Source organism: Kitasatospora sp. NPDC057500 (genome assembly GCF_042802195.1).
In the GTDB taxonomy this organism is placed as follows: Bacteria; Actinomycetota; Actinomycetes; order Streptomycetales; family Streptomycetaceae; genus Kitasatospora.
Window position 1 is genome coordinate 1 of sequence record NZ_JBHVER010000089.1, and the last position, 20,857, is coordinate 20,857.

14 protein-coding genes are annotated in these 20,857 nt (G+C 76.5%); 4 read left to right on the forward strand and 10 right to left on the reverse strand.

The genetic code is table 11. The features are described from left to right. Positions 1-483: 483 nt before the first annotated feature. Positions 484-1,413, reverse strand: a complete 930-nt coding sequence (locus ACFU74_RS20010; protein WP_380758446.1) for an ADP-ribosylglycohydrolase family protein — start codon at positions 1,411-1,413, stop codon at positions 484-486. Positions 1,414-1,557: 144 nt separating this feature from the next. On the opposite strand from ACFU74_RS20010, the gene ACFU74_RS20015 reads away from it, so the two are divergent. Continuing rightward, a complete protein-coding gene (locus ACFU74_RS20015; RefSeq protein ID WP_380758448.1) occupies positions 1,558-4,236 on the forward strand; it encodes an NACHT domain-containing protein in 2,679 nt (892 codons plus the stop codon). A gap of 76 nt (positions 4,237-4,312) precedes the next feature. On the opposite strand, the gene ACFU74_RS20020 is transcribed toward ACFU74_RS20015, so the two are convergent. The 7 genes from ACFU74_RS20020 to ACFU74_RS20050 all read right to left on the reverse strand — a co-directional run bounded on the left by ACFU74_RS20020 (position 4,313) and on the right by ACFU74_RS20050 (position 13,689). Next, entirely contained in the window at positions 4,313-6,862 is a 2,550-nt protein-coding gene (locus ACFU74_RS20020; protein WP_380758451.1) for a hypothetical protein, read from the reverse strand. Beyond that, on the reverse strand, positions 6,814-7,881 hold the full coding sequence (locus ACFU74_RS20025) for a hypothetical protein (RefSeq protein ID WP_380758454.1): 1,068 nt from the start codon (positions 7,879-7,881) through the stop codon (positions 6,814-6,816). Before ACFU74_RS20025 ends, ACFU74_RS20020 begins: the two co-directional genes overlap by 49 nt. Beyond that, on the reverse strand, positions 7,878-10,655 hold the full coding sequence (locus ACFU74_RS20030; RefSeq protein ID WP_380758456.1) for a hypothetical protein: 2,778 nt from the start codon (positions 10,653-10,655) through the stop codon (positions 7,878-7,880). The genes ACFU74_RS20025 and ACFU74_RS20030 overlap by 4 nt, the downstream gene beginning before the upstream one ends. Positions 10,656-10,677: 22 nt before the next feature. Beyond that, entirely contained in the window at positions 10,678-12,258 is a 1,581-nt protein-coding gene (locus ACFU74_RS20035; RefSeq protein ID WP_380758459.1) for an Hsp70 family protein, read from the reverse strand. 34 nt (positions 12,259-12,292) lie between these two features. Continuing rightward, complete coding sequence (locus tag ACFU74_RS20040) at positions 12,293-12,823, reverse strand: nucleotide exchange factor GrpE (protein ID WP_380758461.1); 531 nt, start codon at positions 12,821-12,823, stop codon at positions 12,293-12,295. Positions 12,824-12,859: 36 nt separating this feature from the next. Further along, entirely contained in the window at positions 12,860-13,042 is a 183-nt protein-coding gene (locus ACFU74_RS20045) for a hypothetical protein (RefSeq protein WP_380758464.1), read from the reverse strand. A gap of 74 nt (positions 13,043-13,116) precedes the next feature. Beyond that, on the reverse strand, positions 13,117-13,689 hold the full coding sequence (locus ACFU74_RS20050) for an SMI1/KNR4 family protein (protein WP_380758466.1): 573 nt from the start codon (positions 13,687-13,689) through the stop codon (positions 13,117-13,119). Positions 13,690-14,012: 323 nt separating this feature from the next. On the opposite strand from ACFU74_RS20050, the gene ACFU74_RS20055 reads away from it, so the two are divergent. From ACFU74_RS20055 to ACFU74_RS20065, 3 genes are all read left to right on the forward strand, one after another. Beyond that, positions 14,013-14,606, forward strand: coding sequence for a phosphoribosylanthranilate isomerase (locus ACFU74_RS20055; RefSeq protein ID WP_380758468.1), 594 nt, complete (start codon positions 14,013-14,015; stop codon positions 14,604-14,606). An 83-nt stretch (positions 14,607-14,689) separates the two neighbouring features. Beyond that, on the forward strand, positions 14,690-15,547 hold the full coding sequence (locus ACFU74_RS20060) for a class II glutamine amidotransferase (RefSeq protein WP_380758470.1): 858 nt from the start codon (positions 14,690-14,692) through the stop codon (positions 15,545-15,547). A gap of 311 nt (positions 15,548-15,858) precedes the next feature. After that, positions 15,859-16,185, forward strand: coding sequence for a MazG-like family protein (locus ACFU74_RS20065; RefSeq protein ID WP_380758472.1), 327 nt, complete (start codon positions 15,859-15,861; stop codon positions 16,183-16,185). A gap of 144 nt (positions 16,186-16,329) precedes the next feature. Here the strand turns inward: ACFU74_RS20065 and ACFU74_RS20070 are convergent, their stop codons facing one another. Next, positions 16,330-20,421 carry a trypsin-like peptidase domain-containing protein gene (locus ACFU74_RS20070; protein ID WP_380758475.1) on the reverse strand — a complete coding sequence of 1,364 codons (4,092 nt, stop codon included), beginning with the start codon at positions 20,419-20,421 and terminating at the stop codon, positions 16,330-16,332. Then, positions 20,418-20,732, reverse strand: coding sequence for a trypco2 family protein (locus ACFU74_RS20075; protein ID WP_380758477.1), 315 nt, complete (start codon positions 20,730-20,732; stop codon positions 20,418-20,420). The genes ACFU74_RS20070 and ACFU74_RS20075 overlap by 4 nt, the downstream gene beginning before the upstream one ends. Positions 20,733-20,857: the final 125 nt, after the last annotated feature.

Below are 20,857 nucleotides of genomic sequence, written 5' to 3' on the forward strand. Positions count from 1 at the left end.
GGCCCGGGCCGTTGCCGGCGTTCCCCGGGCCCGAGTTGAGTACCGGTACTCAGGCGAACGCACCGGCGGCCCCGGCAGGATCGGTGGTATGACCAGCGATCAGCAGCGGTGCGGGAAGCGGCGGGTGTCGCGCTCCACCCGCGTGGCAACCCCGCGAGCTCCGGGGGCGTCCGCACCGGACCTCCCCGGCCCGGCGGCCCCGGCCCGACCGCGCGACCGGCGCCCGGCCGGGGCGGTGACCGCCCGGTGATCTGGGGACGCGGCGGCCCCGCACGAGTCCCGGCGACGGCCGGCGGCGGATCCGGGTGCCCGGCCCTCGCCCATGTGACGATCGGCAGCCGGGAGCCGGCCGCGGACGACCGCGACCGGCCGGCCGCCGCCGGACAGGCGGACGCCGAGACGTCCGGCTGCCAGGGCGGCCTGCCGGAGGGGTGAGCGCGGACCGGCGACAGGCCCTGCCGGCTGCTGGCTGCCGGCTGCCGGTTACCGGGTCTCGGCGTCGGCGACCCAGGCGGGGAGCGGCTCACGGCGGGTCAGCCACTCCTCGGGCACGCCGGCGAGGCCGGTGCGGGCGGCGACCACACCGGCGGTGATGGCGCAGGTGGTGTCCACGTCGCCGAGGCCCTCGGCAGTGGTCCACAGGGCGTCGGTGAGGCTGTCCGGATGGTGCGCGGCGGACCACAGGGCGAACGGGACGGTGTCGCCCGCCTGGACGCGCTGTCCGTTGCCCAGGGCCTCGGCGGCCCGCCACGGCTCCGTCCCGGCCGGCAGGTCGGCGGCGAGGCGAAGGCCCTCGCGCACGGCCCCCGGCGGGGTGCGGTCGGCGACCTCGGCCAGCAGCTCCGAGCCCACCGGCCCGTGCTGCCCGTCGCGCCCGCGCGCGGCGAACGCGGCCGCCAGGGCGACCGCCACCGCGCCGGCCACGCCCTCCGGGTGCGCGTGCGTGACCTCGGCGGAGAGCACCGCCTGCTCGGCCGCCTCCCCCAGGTCCTCGCGGAACCACGCCCCGAGCGGCGCCACCCGCATCGCCGCGCCGTTGCCGAAGCTGCCCTGGCCGTCGAACAGGTCCCGCGCCCGGGCCAGCCAGCTCCCCGGTGACTGCGCGAGCCCGGGCAGCAGGCGCCGCATGCCGTTCCCGTAGCCGCGGCCCGGGTCGGCCCGGTAGGTCGTCCCGAAGGCCAGCGCCAGCTTCTCCTGGTGCACCGCGTCGAACGCGGTCAGCACCCCGTACACCGACAGCGCCATCGCGGTGTCGTCGGTCCAGTGCCAGGGCGCCTCCTGCGGGATCCGGCGGGCCCTGATCTGGTTGAACGCCTCCCGGGGCGTCCGGAACAGCGGGAACCAGCGCTCCCCGAATCCGTCCCCGAGGGCCAGGCCCTCCAAAGAGTCACGAGCGGCGGAAGACGATGTCATCGTCCTATCCTTCCACCGCCCGAGGCGCCCGCGGCACCGGCCCGGACGGGCATCGGGCGTGAACCTGACGATTCGTCGAAAGCGCCGGCCGGGTCCTGGTAGAAAGGAGTGGCGTGACAGCGGTCGACGGAGGCGGGACGGGGAGTGACAGAGGCCGAACCCGGACGCGGACCCGACCCCGGACGTGGCGCCGGACCCGGACCCGGACCCGGGTCCACGGACGTCCGCAACGTCGTCACCGACAGCACGGTCCACTACCTGGTGCAGATCGGCGTGCTCAACGGCGAGCTGCACCTCACCGTGCCGCCCCCGCCCGTACCGCCGGCGACACCGCTCGGCCTCGCCGAGGAACGGCTGGCCCGCAGCCTGCTGTACCAGTGGCGGGCCGAGGCCGACGCCTGGGACATGGCCGACCCCGAACCGCTGGCCGTCCGCTGGGTGCACAGCCGCACCGCCCTCGGGCCGGGCCGTGAACTCGGCGGGCGCGGCGACCGGGTCGGCACCATGGCGGAGGCCCTGCTCGGCCTCGACCACCGCCGGCTGCTGATCCTCGGCGGGGCCGGCGCGGGCAAGACGACCCTCGCCGTGCTGCTCACCCTGGAACTGCTCGCCCGCAGGCTCACCCGGGACGAGGACGTCCCGGTGCCGGTGGTGCTCTCGCTGGAGTCCTGGGACGCCGAGCGGGTCAACTTCCACGACTGGCTGGTCCGCCGGATCACGGAGGAGCACCCCGGCCTGCCGCGGGTGGACGGGCTCCACCCCGCCGCCCGGCTGGTGAGCGAACGGCGCCTGCTGCCCGTCCTGGACAGCCTCGACGAGCTGCCCGAGCACCGGCGGACCGCCGTGCTCGGCGCCCTCGGGCGCCAGCTGGGCCAGGAGGGCGGGGTGGTGCTGATCTGCCGGACCGAGGCCTACCGCGAGCTGGTGACGGCGCAGCGGGACGTGCTCCGGGTGGACTCGGCGATCGAGGCGCTGCCGCTCGACCCCGCCGACGTGGCGTCCTACCTGCGCCAGGCCCGGCAGCCGTCGCGCGCCATGGAGTGGGCGCCGCTGCTGGCCGAGCTCCGCGCGGAGCCCAACAGCCCGGTGAGCCGGGCGCTGTCGACGCCGCTGATGGTCTGGCTGCTGCGGCGCGGGTACGAGAGGGCGCCGGCCGACCCGGGCGAACTGGTGGACCGCAGGCGCTTCGCGACCGCCGCCCAGGTCGAGCGGCACCTGCTCGACCGGATCGTGCCCGCCTCGTTCCCGGAGCTGCCGCCGGCCCCCGACCGCCTCCACCCGCCCCGGCAGTGGGAACCGGAGCGGGCCCGGGAGTGGCTCTCCCACCTCGCCCGGCTGATGGACCGCCAGGGGAGCGCCGAGCTGGCCTGGTGGCGGCTGTTCGGCGCTCCGCTGCCGCGGGCGCTGGCGGTGCCGGCGCTGATCGCGGTGGGGATCGCCCTGTCGCTGCTGTTCGAGCTGGTACTGGGGTCCGTCCCGGGCGGCCGGCACCGGACCTTCGGCTTCGGCACCACCCTGGGCCTCAGCGTGACCCTCGCGGGCGGCGTCCGGATGGCCGGGCAGGCGTGGTTCGGCGACGACACCGTGACGCCCCGGCGGCGGGTCAACCCGCTGCGCTTCGCCGGCGCCCTCCGCTCGGCCGGCCGCAACGGGCGGCTCGGCCGGGCCTGGCGGCTCACGGTGGTGATCGGCGGGCCGCCGGTGATCCTCGCCCTGGGCCTGTTCCAGGTCCTGGAACCGTCGACGGCGGGTCTGATGACGGTGGTGGGGGTGCTGCTGCCCGGCTATCTGATGATCGTGATGGCGGCACCCTCGGACACCGTGGACGCCGCGACCCCCGACGCGCTGCTGCGATCGGAGCGGACCTCGGTCCTGCTGACGATGGTCGTGCTCGCGCCGCTGATCGCCCTGGGGACCGGACTGCTGGGCTGGTCGCGGGCCCGCCCCCTGATGGACTGGACCGACACCCTGGCCGCCTGGTGCGGGGCGTGCGCGATGTTCCTGCTGCTCAGCCCGTGGAGCCGGTGGCTGCTGGCACGGTGCTCGCTGGCGCTGGCGGGCCGGGTGCCCTGGGCGCTGATGACCTTCCTGCGGGACGCCCACCGGGCCGGCCTGCTCCAGCGGACCGCCGGGACGTACCGCTTCCGCAACCTGCGCCTCCAGCAGCACCTGGCCGGCCCGGGCGGCTCCGGCGGCTCCGGTGGTCCGGGAACGGCCCGGCTCCCCGCTCCCCGGGCGCCGTCCGGCACGGCGCCGGCGCCCGGCACCGCCATCGGAGCGCCCCCGCCCCCCGCCGCGTCCTGGCGCGGCCTCACCGTGCGGCGCGACCCGGCCTCGTACCTGCTCAGCGGCCGGTCCCGCGAGGTCACCCTCGCGCACTGGGGGCCGCTCGGCGCCCTGATGGGCCTCCAACTGGTCCGGACCACGGTGAGCGGTACCTGGGACCACCTGGAGGCCTGGGCGCCGATGGTCGGACTGCCCGTCATCGGCCTGCTGATCATGCTGATCCGCTTCCTGCCCCGGCGGCGGTTCGAACTGCACATCACCGACACCTTCATCGCCGCCCGGTGGGGCCGGCACCGCTGCCGCTACGAGTGGAGCGACGTGGACGAGGTGGCGGTGCGCCGGATCCACAGCCGCGGCCGCGACGCCCGGGTGCACGGCATCCACGTCCGGCTGCGGCCGGGAGCGCCCGTCCCCCCGGCCCGCTACCGGGGCCGGGACGGCTGGTTCCTGGTGCAGTCCGTGAGCATCGGCCGGACCCTGCCCCCGGACATCGTCGAGGCGCTGGCCGACCTCTCCGGCGGCCGCTGGCGGCCGTAGGGCGCGGCTCCTGGCTAGCGGCTCCCGGCTCGCGGCTCCCGGCTCCCGGCTCGGGCTCGGGAGGGTTCAGGACCGCTCAGGCCCGATCGCAGGTGAGCGGCTCGGCCCGGACCCCCGCCGGCGTGGTGTGCAGCAGGGCGAAGCAGGTCGCGGTCGCGGTGCGGCCGTGCTCGGTGACGCGGACCGAGTAGCCGACCGGACCGGGCCGCGCGCCGGGACCGGCGGTGAGGTGCCAGCCGGAGGCGGCGGTGGCGCCGGCGGCCAGCCGTCGCGGCGCCGCGACCCCGGGCTCGGCCCGCCAGCCCGGCGGCAGCGCCGGCGGGAGCACCTCGACCGGCACGTCCCGGTGCGCCGTGCTGGTCAGCAGCAGGTCGGTGCCGGCGAGGCGGGGCCGGACCAGCGCGGTCGAGGGCGACCAGATCCGCAGGTTGGTGACGCGCGCGCCGGCGCTTCCGCGCAGGACGGTCGGGACGATCCTGACCGCCGACGTGGTGACGTCGAGCGCGAACCCCTGGTCGCCCGCCAGGAGGTCCGTGTTGGACGGCGTCCGGCTGCGGCCCCCGACCCAGGCGCCTTCCGCGGTCAGCGTCTCGACCGAGGCGAACGCGGCGAATCCGGGATTCACGGTCAGCTCGATCCGCGAGAGCGGCACCGGGATCCCGAAGTCGATCTTCAGCCAGTGCCGCATCGGAAACCAGTTCGCCAACGCCTCCTCGTCCGTCTCGTCGGGCATGACCGCGTCCGGGCCGCCCTCCGTCGACCACTGGCCGTCCTTGCCGGCGCGCGGACCGTCCGGGCTGCTCCCGGGGGCGGAGTAGCTCGCCGTCAGGACGGGCCACGAGCCGTCCCCGCGGAAGGCGGCCAGGTCCACCTCGCGGGTGAAGTCCGGCAGCGGACGCAGCCACCGGTCGACGGCGCCGGGCAGCCCGAAAGCCGTCGAGGGCGGCAGCGACCCCGTGAACAGCAGGGTGAGCGCCACCGGCACCACCGCCAGGCCGGCCACGTGCGACAGCAGCAGCGCACCCCGGGCGCGGACCGCCGACCCGGCCCGCCGGAGCCGGGGCCCGCCCGGCCGCCGGGCCCGGCGCGGGGTCCGCAGCCGCCGGGGCGCGGCGCGGACACCGGCCGTCCACAGCAGCAACTCGCCCAGGGCCGGGCCCGACCGCGCCTCCGACCCGTCGGCCAGGAGGCGGAGCCCGCCGCCGGCCCGCTCCAGCACCCGCACCAGGTTCCCCGCTCCCGCCTCCTCCAGCCACCGCCGGACGGACTCGTCGCCCTCCCCGGGACCGGGACCCGCCGGGGTGCCCCGGAGTGCGGCGGTCCGGGTGACGACCACGGCGATCCGCCGCGGCCGGTGGCGCCGGGGAAGGGCGTCGACGCCGCGGAGCACCCGTTCCGCGGCCGGGACCGACCCCGGCGCGGACGACGGCGCCCCGCCGGCCGGCGCCCGCCGCACCGAAGGGAGCGTCAGCGCGTCGAGGACCAGCACCAGGCCCCGCGCGCGGCGAAGCCCCTCCAGGACGTCGAGCCCGGACTGCTCCTCGAAGACCGCGCCCGGCGGATCGAGCAGCACGAGCGTGCGCCGCCCGCCGCGCAGCCCGGACAGCTCCGCCACCGCCGTGCCAGGCAGCGCGCCGGAGACCCGCCCCCCGAGCGCCCCGACCACCCCGGCCAGATGCGCGAACCCGCCGCGGACGACGGTGCTGCGCCCGGAACCGGCCGCCCCCGCGACGAGTACCACCCCCGTCGGCGAGCCGCCGGGCGGCACCGGGCGGTCGCAGTGCGGGCAGCGGGCCTCCAGGCGCCACGCGCCGAACACCGTGCCGGCGGGCAGCCGGACCCCGCAGCGGCAGGTGCGGCGCAGCCCGCCGTACCGGTCGGGGACGAGCCGCCGGTGCCGCGCCCCGCACCCGGGACAGAGCCGGACCGGCGGCCCCACCGCCCGCCCGCAGGCCGGGTGCGGGCAGACCGGGGCGGCGCCGGTCAGCCGGCGGCCGAGGCGGTCGACCGCCCGGCAGGCCGTCCACCAGAGCCGGAACCCGGCCAGCAGCGCCGCCCGCAGCAGGATCTGGCAGAGCAGGGCGGGCAGCGCGAGGAGCGCCGACACCAGGACGGCCGCGCCGACGCTGGAACCCCGGAGGACGCACAGCAGCCCGCCGAGGCAGCGGGTGGCGATGCGCTCGGCCCACTCCCACGGCGCGCCAGGCGGCGGCGGGGGCCCGGGGTCCCACCGCACGGCGGCCCGCAGTTCACCCGCGTAGGCCTCCCGGAGGCTGCGCCACACCTCCCGCAGTGCCTGCCCGCCGGCCCGGCGCAGATACGGCTCCCGGGCGGGGCCCTCGTCCGTGCCGGCGGGCGCGGCGCCCGCGCCGAACGCACCCCGCACGGCGCGGAAATGGCGCAGCAGCAGGCGCGGTACGGCGATCAGGGCGCAGTGCAGCGCGACACCGGCGATCGCGAACAGGAACGCGATCCAGAGCAGCAGCGGGAGCAGCACGACGCCGAAGACGATGTTGCCCCAGGCCTGCGCCGACGGGCTCCGGCGGCGGGCCCGGCCGGCGTCCCCGTGCCCCGGCGTCACCGCCGTCCCGCCCTCGGCAGGAAGCCGAAGCGGTGCAGCAGCCACAGCAGCGGGTCCTCGACCCGGTGCGGCCGCGGGCCGCCGGGCGGTGTCGCGCCGGGGCGGGGCGGGGCGCCGAGTGCGGAGAACGCGAAGAGCTGGTGGTCGGCCCGGCCCGCGCGCAGCCGCCGGTCGACCCCGTCGCCCTGCCAGAGCTCCAGCAGGGCCCGCAGTTCGGTGTCCACGGCCGCGCGGTCCACCGGATCGAACCCCGGACGGGGGGAACGGCGGCGGTGCAGCGGCGAGTTGGGCGCAAGGCCGGGGGCCAGCAGGTCGAGCTTGGCCAGCCCGACGGCGACCGGGACGCGGATCCGTCCCCCGGCGTCCTTGGGCAGTGCGTCGAGCGCAGCGTCCAGGACCTCCGCCGACCGGGTGCTCCGGCCCGGACGGTGGAGTCCGGCGCCGGGCAGGTCGTGCGGGTCGAGCAGCAGCACCGCCGCGTCCGCCTGCGCCAGGGCCGGCCGGGCGCTCTGCGGCGGGGCCGCCGGGCCGGTGTCCAGCAGGACCAGGGTCAGCGACCGTTCCCGCCGGCCGTGGCCCCGGCTCAGCCGGTGGACCAGCGGTCGGAAGCCCGCGTCCGGTGCGTCCGGGGACAGCGCGCGCTCCTCCTCGTAGAGCGGGCGCTCGTAGCGTTGCCGCACCTCGGCCTCGGTCCGGTCGTCGCCGGGCAGCAGTGCCACGCCCAGCTCCGCGCCGAGGCCGTGCCGGAGCCCGTGCAGCAGTACGGCGAGGAAGGTGCTCTTGCCGCTGCCGGGCGGTCCCACGACCGCGACGATCCGCCCGCGCTCCCCGGGACGCACCTCGGGCAGCCGCTCGCCGCACCGGCGGCAGTGGGGGCGCGAGGTCGTCCGCCCGCAGCCGCCGCAGACGGCGGACGGCGTCCGGCGAACGGCGGTGGCGGGGCGGTGGCCGCCGGCGCACGAACCGGGCGGGGACACGCACCGGTAGTCGGTCTCCGTCCGGCCGGCGTGCCGCAGGCACGACGGGCAGATCCGCAGGGCGTCGCGACGGCCGGGAAGGTTCACGACCGGCCCCCTGTCCACCGGCCCTGTGCCCACCGGCCCTGTGCCCACCGGCCTCGCGCCCGCCGGGTGCCGACCCGCAGCCCGCGGACCGGCGGATCGACCAGCACGACCTCCTCGTCGGTGGCGAAGCAGCGCAGCCAGGACAGGCGACCGCCCCGGGGCAGCCGGGCGGTGAGCACGGCGGGCCGGCCGGGCCCGATCCGCACGACGCCGGCCTCGGCGAGCACCGCCCCGTCACCGGCGGCGAGCGGCCAGGCCGGCCCGGTCGAGCCGACCAGCAGCAGACCCGGTACCAGCACCTCGGTCGCGCACCGGAAGACCGCCCGCACCGAGCGCCGGCCCGGCAGCCCCCGGCGGGTGAGCGTGTACGGGACCTCGATCCGGGCGGGCAGGACCAGCCGGACCGGCGCGCCGAACGCCGGCAGGCCGTCCGCCCGGCCGACCGGGCGCAGCTCGACCTCGACGCCCGCGCCGTGCGGGACGGCGAGCCGCACGCCGTCGCGGTGCAGGTAGCCGAGACGCGTGACGGTACGCCGTTGGAGCGCGCCGTCGGCGACGCGCCAGCGCACCTCGGCCTCGCCGGGCCCGTCGGGCGGCCACTCGAAGGTGACCACGGCCTCGTCCGGGCCCCTGGTCACCGCCGCGTCGCGGAACTCGGGCAGTGCCACCACCGGTGCGCTCGCCCCGACCGCGGCGCGCTCGCCGGCGACCGTGACCGCGACGACCACGGCGCCGCGCCCCGGGGGCCGGAACCGCAGTCCGCCGGCGACCGGCCTGGTCGTCAGCCGGGCGCCCCGGGCGGCGAGTTCGGCCGGGCGCAGCAGGCGGCCGACCGGCCACGGGGGCCGGGCGTCGAAGGCGTAGAGGCGGACCTCACCGTGCGCGGGCTCCGCCCGGGTCTCGAAGCGGGCCTCGAAGCGGCCCGGGTCCTCCTCGGAGGGGACCACGGTGAGGGCGGTGACCGGTTCCGGGGGCGCCAGCGGGACGGCGGTGAGCCACCGGCCCTCGGTGGCCGTCGTGCCGCCGTCGTCATCGCGGTAGACGACCTGGATCCGGTAGACGTGGGTGCGGCCGTTGGGCCGGCCCCGGTCGGTGAAGCCGTCCGCCCGGGCCGCGACCGGGGTGGTCGGCGCGGCCGGGTCGGCGGGGGTGCCGGGGCCGTCCGTGCTGCCGGGGCCGTCCGGAGTCCCCGGTTCGGTGCGGCGGGTCACGCGCACGCCCTCCGCGCCCGCCGGGAGCCGCCAACCGCCGCTCACCACACCGTCGTCCGCCTCCAGCCCGGCCTCCCCGACCTCCGGCCGGTGGCGCACCGGGCCGCAGACCGCGAGCGGGGAGTACGGCCCGTCAGGTTCGGCGGCGCGCCGCACCACGACCGCGTAGTGGACCGGCACGTTCACCGGCGCCGCGGTGTCCAGCAGGGAGGTCGCGCCGGGCGCGGGCGGCGCCAGGACCGTTCCGTCGGCCGCCGAGCGCGGCGCCCGGCCGGTCCGGCGCACCACCAGGTACTCCGGCCGCCCGGCCGTCGAGGGCGTCGGCTCCCACTCCACCAGCACGCCCGTCCGGTCCGCCGCCGCGCTCACCCGGGGGACCGGGCGGACCGGCAGCGAGCGGCGCACCTCGTCGATCAGGGGCAGGTCCCGGACCAGCGCTTCGGCCCGGTCGAGCAGCGCCCAGGCGCGGTCGGGATCGGCGGTCCGGCGCGCGGAGGCGAGGTCGCCGAGCCGCCGCGCCTCGGCCAGCGTGGCGCGGACGTGCGCGGCCGGCCCCGCGGCCTGCGGCGGGAGCGCCCGCTCGGGGAGCCGGTCGAGCAGGGCCGCCGCCTCGGCCAGCAGCCCGTCGGCGGCCAGGGCCCGCAGCCGCGCGGTGACCGGGTCCGGGTCCGGCTCCTCCAGGACCGCCAGGACCAGCCGGCGGGCGTCGGGCGCGGCGACCGAGAGCCCCTGCTCGGCGTGGGCCAGCAGGGTCCCGCTGCCGGCCCGGGCGGACCGCCGGGCCCGGAGCGGCTCGGCCAGCTCGTACAGCAGGACGGCGCGCAGCCCCTCCGGGCCCCGGTCGCCGAGGACCTTGCGCGCGGCGGCGGCCACGGCCTGCGCCGCCGTGTGCGCGGCGCCGTGCGGCTGCCGGCCCCAGCGCAGCGCTGCCGCCTCCAGCTCGCCCTCGCCGGGCGCCGGGCCGCTGAAGGGCCGGACCGGGGCCGTGACGTGCTCCCCGGGGCCGGCGGCGGCCAGGAAGTCGGCGAGGTGCCGCAGCCGAAGGACGGCCAGCTGCCGGGCGCAGCGCGCGTAGGCCGGGTGCGGCAGGTCACGGGGGAGCGGGTCCGGGTCGGCGACGGCCACGGACAGTTCGGTCAGCGCCTCGTCGAGCCGGGCGCGGTCCGCCCGGTGGACGGCTCCGACGCCCGCCAGCGCGGCGGGGCTGACCAGCCCGAGCCCGCCGGCGGCCTCGCCGAGCGCGGCGAGCAGCTCGCCCCGCGCGGCCCCGGCGAGCCGTCCCTGCTCGGCGAGGGCCGCGCGCAGCGGGGCGAGGTCGCCGCCCCGCGCCGCCTCGAACAGGGCCTGGTGCACCAGCTGACCGGCCTCCAGCTCCTCGATCACCGCGAGGTACTTGAGCCGGGTGCGGTGGCGCCGCCAGCAGGCGCGGACCGCCCGCACCGCCTCCTCGACCCCGGTCGCGGTGAGCTCCGCCGGGAGCTGGTAGCGGTGCCGCAGGTCCTCGTCCACCGGCAGGCCCCGGTCGAGCACCTCGCGCAGGTAGCGTGCTTCGTCGAAGGACATCCCGGACGCCGCCCCGCCGCCGTCAGGCGATCTGCTCGCGGCTCAGCGCGACCCTCGCCTCGTCCACGGCCGCCGCGTCCATGCCGCCGATCCGCACGGACAGTTCGAGCCGCCGGCCCGTCTCCCGCTCGGTGGCGACCACCTCCAGCAGCCCCGAGGCGCCGAGCGAGAACTCGCAGGCGAACGGCCAGCGGGCGGGCTTGCCCGCGGGGATGTCCAGATCGCCCTCGGCGACCACGGTGTTGTGGTCGAGCTCCTCCGACTCGACGGCGCCGGCCTGCTCCATCACCTGGATCCGCACCCGGCGCTGGCCCTCGCGGACGGTGTAGAAGTCCTGGGTGACGGCCGCCGGGAGGGCGTCGTTCGCGTGGACGAGGTGGGTGACGTACTCGCGGTCCGTCTCGACGTCCAGCACCCGGATGCCGTAGCCGCGCGCCGCCACCGTGGCGACCTGGTAGGCCTGCCGGGTGAGATGGCCGGTGTCGGGCACGTCGGGGGCCTCGGAGGCGGGCAGTTCACCGCTCTTGACGATGTGCAGGGCCCGGTCGAGGGCGTAGAGCGCGGCGCCGCGCGCGACCGTCAGATCCGGGTTGTGCAGCCGGGCCTCGAAGCCGAACTCCTCGCGCAGCCGCTGCGCCACCGCGGGCATCTTGGTGGAGCCGCCGACCAGCAGCACCTCGTCGAACCGCTCGACCCCGCGCCGGCGGGCCAGGGCCAGCGTGCGCCGGGTGATCTCGACCGTGCGGTCGAGCAGGTCGCGGGTCAGCTCCTCCAGCAGTCCGCGCGTCAACTCGACCTCGGCGACCAGGCCCTGGTGCATCACCCGGACGGTGTAGCGCTCGCGGAACGACAGCGCCCGCTTGGCGTCCTCGGCGTCCCGGCGCAGCTGGGTCTCCGAGTGCTGGTCCGCCAGCGGGTCGTCCGCCTCGGGGAAGCGCTCGCGGAACGCCTCGACCAGGTGCAGCACGACGCGGTCGTCGAAGTCGCTGCCGCCGAGCTCCTTGGCCCCGTCGGTGCACACCACCTTCAGGTCGGTGCCGCGCAGGGTCAGCACGGTGGTGTCGAAGGTGCCGCCGCCCAGGTCGTAGACGAGGACCGAGCGGTCGCGCCCGCTGTCGGCGTCGGTGTCCAGCACCCCGTAGTCGAGCGCGGCGGCGATCGGCTCGGCGACCACGTCCAGCACCCGCAGCCCGGCGATCTCCCCGGCCTTGCGGGTCGCGTCGCGCTCCGCGAGCCCGAAGTACGCGGGCACGGTGATCACCACGTCCCGCACCTCCGCCCCGCCGCTGACGCGCGCGTCGTCCGCGAGCTTGCGCAGGATGCGGGCCGAGACCTCCTCCGGCGTGAACGCGCGCCCGTGGAACTCGCGCAGCACCGGCTCGCCCATGTCCCGCTTGATCAGCCGGACCACCCGCTCCGGGTCCAGCACGGCCGCGTCCTTTGCGCTCTGGCCGACGACGGTGCTGTCCGCGCTCTCGAAGTACACCACCGAGGGGGTGGTGTCGGAACCCTCCAGGTTCCGCAGCACCGTGGGCCGGCCGACGTCGTCGACGAAGGCGACGCAGGAGTAGGTGGTGCCGAGATCGATGCCGTAGACGGCCATGTGGACCCTTCCCCGTAGGAGTCGCCGAACATGCTCAGGAGCGGTGGGCGGCCTCGTCGGGGTCCCAACGGGCCACCCGGACCTCGGCCTTGCGCACCACCCGGTCCCCGGCCGCGAAACCCGCCGCGACGACCCCGCTGACCGTACGGTCCTCCTCGGGCCCCCGCGCGGCGTCCCGTCCGACCGGCCGGTGCCGGGCCGGATCGTAGGGCTCGCCCACCCGGGCCGGGTAGCGCTCGACGCCCGTACCGGCCAGGGCGTCCGCCGCCTCGTCCGCGAACGCCCGTAGCAGTGCGCCCGACTCATCGACGGTGAGCGGGGCTTCGAGCACAGCGGCCTGCCGCAGGAGCTGGTCGTGCAGCCGGATCAACGGATGGCGGACCAGGTCCAGCGCCCGCTCCACCTCACCCCGCCGCAACTGCTCCAACTCCGCGTGCAACCGGGTGATCACCGCCTCCCGCCGCTCCGCCAGCTCCTGCTCCCGCGCCATCACGGCCGCGAACTCCCGGACCAGCCCCGCGAGCTCGCCGTCCGCCTCACCCTCCACCCCGTCCACCCCGTCCACCGCGAACCCCCGTCCCCTGCGCCAAGTCCCGCGATTCTAGCGCCCCGGGGCGGTCCTGACGGGCAATGAGATCCACTCCGCCCCCGTAGCGGGCTCCAGCCGGTCGACGAGGAACCCGACGCCGCCTGTGGTCAGTTCCTCGCTGTCGATCTCGGTGAACTCGCGGTAGTCCGAGGGGAAGCCGGAGCCGATCAGGTCCCTGGCGCGCTCCGACGGCACCGTCCTCGGAGCCCGGCCGTTCGCCGGGACGTCAGGGCCTGGCGCCACGGCGAGCTGCTGAATGTCCTGCCGGATCAGTAACCACCCTCGGCGACGTCGAACCAGGGCTTGCCGGCGGCCCAGTGCTTCACCCAGCCCGCGAAGCCCGGCTCGGCCGTGGTGAACCCGAACTCCGCACCGAAAGGAGTCGCGCCTTCCCCGCTGGTGTTCCAGACGTGTCCCCGGTGCGGACCCGTGACGATGAGGTGCCAGTACATGCCGCAGCCGTCGGTTCCCAGCACGATCGATCCGTGGTCGAAGACCTGGCCGATGATCGGGTCGATCTCCTCGGAGGTCCTCGGGTCCTCCGCCCAGAACCACATCGAGGTCAGCGGGAAAGGCCGGCTCAGATCCCGCTCCGGCCGGTCTCCACCCCAGCCGCCGGGAAGCTTCGCCAGTCCCACGAGCCCGTAGTCCGGCGGTCCGGAGCACGAGCCGTCCGCTATCTCCGCGACGAACGTCCGGTACGGCTCGGGCAGGACGACGCCGTGCTCCGCCTCGAACGCGTGCACGGCCTCCCAGCCCAGCGCCGGATCGGCTCCGTCGTCGACGTCGAAGGCCGCGCGCATCGCGGCGAGGTCGCCGGGGTCGGCGTGATCCGTGTCCATGCGGCCCATGGATACCACCCGGCTCGGACAGCGGCATCAGCCACCGCACCGGCGGCGGGGAGGGCTGGTCCCGATTGCCGCACCACGCCCTCGAAAGGTCACGCCCATGCAGCGGAGTAACGGATCGTCGGATAATCGGGTGATCGCCGCAATTTCTTTCAATCAACGAAAACCCGGCAAAGGGTGGTTCTCGGGGCGACGCCGAGGGAAGGCCGGAAGGGTGCAGGAGGGAATGGATCCCGATGCCGGACGCCCGGTGACCGGGGCCTTCCCGCTGTACCCTGGCAGCCGCCGTCCAGTAGGGAGCGTCCGGGAACGTGTTCGTGAAGATCTGTGGTCTCAGCACCGCTGAGGACGTCGCCGCCGCCGTCGAGGCCGGCGCCGACGCGATCGGGTTCGTGCTCACCGAGAGTCCGCGCCGGGTGTCGCAGGAGGCGGCGCGGGAACTGGCGGCCGCGGTGCCCGAGGGCGTGTGGACCGTCGGCGTGTTCCGGGAGGAGCCGGCCGAGTACGTCAGGGAGGCCGTGCGGGCCACCGGGGTGCGGGCGGTGCAACTGCACGGCAACCACCCCGCGGCCGCCTTCGCCGAGCTGTCCGACCTGGGCCTGCCGCTGATCAGGGCCACCTCGGCAGCGGCGGCGGCCGGGGCGGACTGCGGGGACTTCGGCGAGGACCTGCTGCTGCTCGACGCGCCGGTGGCGGGGGCCGGGGAGCCGTGGGACTGGTCCGCGCTGGGCGCGAAGCCGCCGGCCGGGAAGTGGGTGCTGGCGGGCGGCCTGAGCCCGGCGAACGTCGCCGCGGCGATCACGGTCGCGCGGCCGTGGGGCGTGGACGTCTCCAGCGGCGTCGAGGTGCGGCGCGGGGTGAAGGACCCGGCGCTGATCGCGGAGTTCCTCCGGGCGGCCAAGTCCGCCTGACGAGGTCGCCCCTCGCGCTCCCCGCGCCCCGCCGGGCTCCTCGGCCTACGGTGGAAGGACCCGGCCGAAGGGAGGCGAGCCGCATGTGCCGCTGGCTGGCCTATTCCGGTTCCCCGATCCTGCTGGAGGCACTGCTCTACAAACCCGCGCACTCGCTGATCGACCAGAGCCTGCACGCCCGGATGGGGGTGGAGACGACCAACGGCGACGGATTCGGCATCGGCTGGTACCCCGCCGACCACGGTGAACCCGACCACGTCGTGGAGCCGGCGGTCTTCCGCGGCGTCGGCCCCGCCTGGAGCGACCGCAACCTGCGCGAGCTGGCGCACTGCGTGCGCTCACCGCTGTTCGTCGCCCACATCCGCGCCTCCACCGGCACGGCCGTGCAGCACACCAACTGCCACCCCTTCCGCTACGAGCGGTGGCTGTGGATGCACAACGGGTCGATCGGCGGCTTCCCGAAGCTCAAGCGCGACCTGATGCTCGGCGTGGACGCCTCCCTCTACCCGCACATCGAGGGGTCCACCGACTCCGAGCTGATGTTCTTCCTGGCGCTCACCTTCGGACTGCAGGACGACGTCCCGGGCGCCGTCGAGAGCATGGCCGGCTTCGTCGAGGCGACCGCGGCCCGACACGGCGTCGCCGACCCCTTGCAGATGACGGTGGCCGTCTCCGAGGGCACGCGGCTCTGGGCGTTCCGCTACTCCAGCGGACACGCCTCGCGATCGCTCTTCTTCAGCACCAGCGTCCACGCGCTGCGCGCCCTGCACCCGGACAACCCCGTCCTGCAACTGGCGTCCGAGGACGCCCGCATCATCGTCTCCGAGCCGCTGGGCGACCTCCCCGGGGCCTGGAACCCCGTCCCCGAGTCCTGCTACGTGCTCGTGCAGGAGGGGCGCGACGCGATCCGCACCTTCCGGCCGCGGGTCGGGGTGGTGTGATCCCCGATGTCCCAAGAGGAACCAACTCGCTGGTAGCCGCCCGCGGACGGGCCACAATGTGTGTCACCGGCGCTCAGGGGCGGCCGGCGATCCACGAGCGGGCGTGGCAGGCAGACGGGGGCGGTTCGGGTTGTTCACGGGCATGGAATCGGGCGGGCGGGGACCCGGGATGCGGCCGGTCAGGTGAACTTGTCGGTGGGGTTCGGCTGGTGGGGGCTGGACTGCTGCTCGAAAACGGCGCGTTCGCCACAGGCTCGCCGGGAACCGCCCGTGTTGAACGAGCGGTTCGAACAGCGGCAGGATCCGGCGCCATGGACGACACCTGGATGACTCTCAACTCGCTTGCGCAAGAGCTGGATTCGCAGTCGGTGATGGTCGGTGAGCAGCGCTGGCTGGTGCAGGTCGTGAAGCTTCAGGAGGAGGTCGGCGAGGTGGCCGAGGCGGCGATCGGGGTGCTCGGGGGGAACCCGCGCAAGGGGCGTTCCCATGAGTGGGACGACGTGCGGAAGGAGGTGTGCGACGTGGCGGTGACCGCGTTGGTGCTGCTGGTCCGGATGGGCGGGGACCCGCGCTGGTTCTTCGAGGAGCACGTGCGGATGCTCGCCGCCCGGGCGGAGGCCCGGGCGGTCGCGCCGTAGCGGTCGGGGCTCCTGCTCCAGACCGGCGAGGAGGACGTTCAGGGCCTCTCTGCGAAGAGGCCGCGCGGACGTACCCGGTCGGCGGCCCCGGGGCGAGGCCGCGCCCGGTGATCCAGGAGGTGGGCGTGGGGTGGGCGCGGGCCCTCAGGTGCCGAGGAACCGGTCGACCGCGGCCCGGACCCCCTCGGGGTCCGCGGCCGAGGCGAGCCGTAGGGCGGAACGGCAGGCCTCTGCGATGTCGTCGTGCGCCGCGTCGCGGACCATGCCCAGAGCGTTCATGAGCGGCGCGACGGCGTCGGCGGGCCGGCCCGAGCGGCGCAGGCCCTCCGCGTACACGAGGAAGGTCCTGGCGACTTCGCGGCCGTGCGGACCCGGGTCGGGGTAGTACAGGCGCCCGTACAGCGCCACCGCCTCCGTGGCGGCGGCCAGACCCGCACCCGGGTCGTCCGCCCGCTGCGAGGTGACCGCCAGGTTCGTGAGGGCCGAGGCGAGCGCCGCCGCGTCGCCGGCCCGGCGGTGCAGTTCGACGAGCTCCTGGTACGCGTTCAGCGCGATGTCCACGCGCCCGGCCTGCGCCGCGCACCACGCCTGACGGTCGAGCAGCCGGACGAGCTGCGCGCGCGGTTCGGGCGCACGGGCGGGCGCCGGGCCGCGCTCCTCGCCCGGGGCCGTTCGGCTCACCGTCCCGCCTCCCGGCGCGTCCCGCACCGTCGCGGCGGCCTCCGCGAGGACGCTCGCGGCCTCGGCGTACCGGCCGGACAGGCGCAGGCACTCTCCCTGGTTGATCAGGGACTCCGTCAGATGCCGGGTGAGGGCGGGGTGGACGGCACGCAACCGGCGCCACATGGCCGCCGCGCGGGCGGCGACCCGGGCGCCCTCTCCGAGGTGGCCTTCCGTCGCGAGGCAGCCGCTGAGCTCGGTGAGCGTGATGGCCCTTTCGGCGGCCTCCCGGTCGGTCCTCGTGCCCTCGGGCGAGGCCTCCAGCGCGTCGATCACCAGTGCGGCGATGCGTCCGGCCCGTAGCGCGTCGGCGTACCGCCCGCCGCTCGCGTAGGCGTGCTGCACGTGACGGAGGGAGTCGGCCAGAATGCCGCGCGCCCGCGTTCCGACCGGGGCGAGGCGGGACCAGCGCCGTTCGGCCTCGCTCAGCGCCTCGCCGAACCGGTCGGCGTCGACGAGCGAGGCGACCTGGCGGACCTGGACCTGCTCGCACACTCCGGGGTGGTCCCTGCGCAGCACCACTCCGCGGGGGCCCTCCACGAGCTGTACCGCCTCGGCCGCCGCCGCGGCGGCGGCCGCGTGCTCGCCCGCCGCACCGTGGCCGACCGAGGTGTTGAGCAAGCAGATCGCCGCCTGCGCGATCGGGTCCCGGCCCCGGTACGGCCCGTCGGCCCGCAGCCAGTGCTCGGCGGCCAGCCGCCAGCGCGCGGCGACGCCCTCCCAGCGGCCCGCCGCGACCGTCAGTTCGGCCCACCGGGTGGACAGCGCCGCCCGCTCGCCGGCCAGGGCCACGGCGGTGGCCGCGGGCAGCGCGTCGAGGAAGTCCTCCGCCCGCGCGCAGCAGTCGAGTGCCTGGTCCACCGCGCCGTCCGCGGCGAGCGCGTCCGCCTGGCCGCCGAGCGCACGGGCGTACCGCCGGGCCTGCTCCGGCGACGGCACGCGGGCCTGCGGGCGCAGCAGCGCTGCGGCGTGTTCGGCGTACGCCCTCGCGTGGCCGGTCCGCCCGGCCGCCAGCAGCGCCTCGACGAGCGCCTCGTACGCCGAGGAGAGCTGGAACGGCGGCCCTCCGGTGCTCCCGCGCAACTCCACCTCCTCCCGCAGGCACTCCGCGGCCTCGGCGTGCCGGCCGAGGCGGCGCAACCGCTGGGCGTGCGCGTGGAGATGGTCGGCCAGGTGCTCCCGCCCGCCCGGCACCGCACGGTGGCGGGCGAGCGCGCGGGCGCTCTCCTCCAGTGCCTCCTCCTCCCGGCCCGCCCGGGACAGGAGGAAGGCGAGCATGGCGTGCTCGAAGGCCTCGCCGTGCGCGTCCCGCCGCACCATCCCGTGCGCGCCCCTGCGGAAGCCGGCGATCTGCAGCGCGGCCGCCGCCGGGTCCAGCGGTGCGTCGATCCGGACCTCGCGGGCCAGCACCGAGCGTCCCTCGGCGTCCGTGGTGAAGTCGTCCGCGCTCACCGCGGCCGAGGCGGCGAAGGTGTTCATGACGGCCCACTGCAGCGTCTCGGCGGAAACCATCGGCAGACCCGCGGTCCGCTCGATCTGGTCGAGCAGCGGCCCGGCGGCCCCGCCGGCCGCAGCCTGCGCCCGTGCCGCGAGCACGGCCGCCACCAGAGCCCTCATCTGGCCGTACGAGCTGTTCCTGTCGGGGCCGAACTGCGCTTCGACCAGGGCGATCTCGTGCGGGTTTCCGGTGCGGGAGGCGACGGACACGATGCGGGCGAGCAGGTCGGGCTGCTGCGCGCAGACGTCGATGAGCAGGAACTCCGCGAGACGGTCCGGCTGGACGGCGCCGAGGGTGCCGCCGCGACCGCCTCGCGGGTACAGCTCCCCGAGCCAGCGGGCGCCGTCGAGGGCGCGGTCGCCGGCCCCGGCCGACGTGCCGGTCATCGTCGTGAAGAGGTCGCACGCCTGTTCCTCGCCGGAGACGGTGACCAGGGCGAGGGCCGCGACCGCACCGCGCAGGGCCACGGCGTCGAGGCGCAGTCCGTGCCGCCGGGCCACCGCCGACCAGTAGGCCTCCTCGTGGCGCAGAAGCGTGCGCTCGACCGGTTCGTCGGGGCCCGCGGCGCGGCGGCTGATCCGCTCCAGGAGAGCGGTGAGCGCGGCGAGTTGGACGCCGAGAACCGAACCGCTCTCCCTGGCCGTGGCTTCCGGGACGGCGACGTGCGCGGCGGCCGCGGCCCAGTCGGGCCCCTCGTGGCCCGGGACGGCCGGCAGCGCGGCGGCCAGGTCGCGTACGGCCGCCTCGAACGCGGTGGCCCGCTCCTCCGGGCCCGCGAAGAGCACGGGCAGAGCCAACTCCTGTGCACCGGCGAACAGTTCACGTACGCTCGGATCGGCGTCGATGTGGCCAGCCGCCAGCGCCTCGCTCTCCCGCGTGACCAGCAGCACACGCACCGGGCAACTCGCCGCCCGCGCCTGCCCGATGAGGGCCCGCACCTCGGCGAGGTGGTTCTCCGCGTAGTCGACGGCGACCAGGACGGGCCGCCGGGTTCGGGCCACCGCGGCGAACGGCTCCCCACCCGCCGCGCTCTGGGCGGAACCGTCGCGCCGGAGCACGCCCGCCACCCATCCGCGGGCGCGTTGCTCGGCCAGGAACCGCCGCACCAGTCGGCTCTTGCCCTGCCCGCCCTGGCCCGTCAGGAGGCGCAAGGACAGCGGCTCGGTGCCCCGGCACCAGGCCGCGAGCTCCTCGATCTCCGCCGTCCTGCCGTGGAAGCCCACCGTCTCGGCCTCCGCGCGCAGCAGTGAGGCCACCGACCGGATGTCCCGGTCGGGGTACGGGGACTCCAGGACGCCGGCCAGCTCTGCCGGTTCGCACTGCGGCTCCCGGCCGATCGCGCCCCGCACGATCTCCCGGAACCGCCGGTCGGAGAGGAGGGTCGCCACGGGCGTAGCGGTGAGCCGGGCGCCCACCCGAGCGCGGCGGTCGCTGCGCACGACGCCGACGAGCAGGCCACCGCTGAACACCGCGGCGCCCGACATCCCTGCCCAGGACGCCGAGTCCTCCTCGGGCCGCGGCCCGGGCAGCGGTGTGGAGCTGGCCACCTCGTAGTGACCCGAGACGAGTCCGGTCAGCGGGCTGGCATTGCCCGCGAAGTGCTCCTGGTCGCGCACCGACCCGTACTTCTGCAGGCGGGGGAAGCCGACGGCCTCCACCGGCTGCCGCGGCAGGGCGGACACGAACCCGCCGTACCGGGTGGGGGGACCCGGCACGGTCGCGGCATCGGCGGTGACCGGAACCGAGATGAGGGCGGCGTCCCCCGCTTCGCTCCGGACCCGCCACACCACCGTGCCGTCGACGGCCTCCCCGCCGGGCGCACGCACGGTGACGCGGGGGGAGCCGCCGTCCAGGGCCTCGGGGCCGCCCCCCGGGGAGCCGCCTTCCGGACCGGGCGCTCCTGCCACGACATGGGCCGCGGTCAGGACGAGGCCCGGCCCGATCAGGTATCCCGTACCGAAGGCCGGTCGGCACCTGACCTGGACGACGCGCCGGGGGTCAGGGCCGGCAGCGCTCACTCGTCGTCGTCCCTGTCAGCGACATCCAGCGGCTCCCCGGACTCCGTACGGGCGTTGAGCCGCAGCGTGACGCGGTGCGTGCCGACGGAGGTGCGTTCCACTCCGCCGCCCGCGCTCACCACCCCGAACCGCAGGCCACCGTCCCCGCGGGCCAGTCGGCGCAGCTCCATGCCGAACTCGACGGTCACCTCCTCGACGGACAGCCTGATCGGGCTGTCGGCCGCTCGCAGTCGAGCTTCTCCCAACTGCTCGTGCAGCGCGCTCAGTGCGTCGGCCAGGTCGAGCCAGTCGCCGCTGTCCGCCCCACCCATGTTCTCCCCCTCCGTCGTCCGTCCCATTGATGCCCGCCCCCACTGCCGCCAACCGTCCGGACGCGTCACCACGAGGGCTCCGAACCATGTGCAGGCAAGTGGCCTGCAAGGCTCCGAACGGTGCT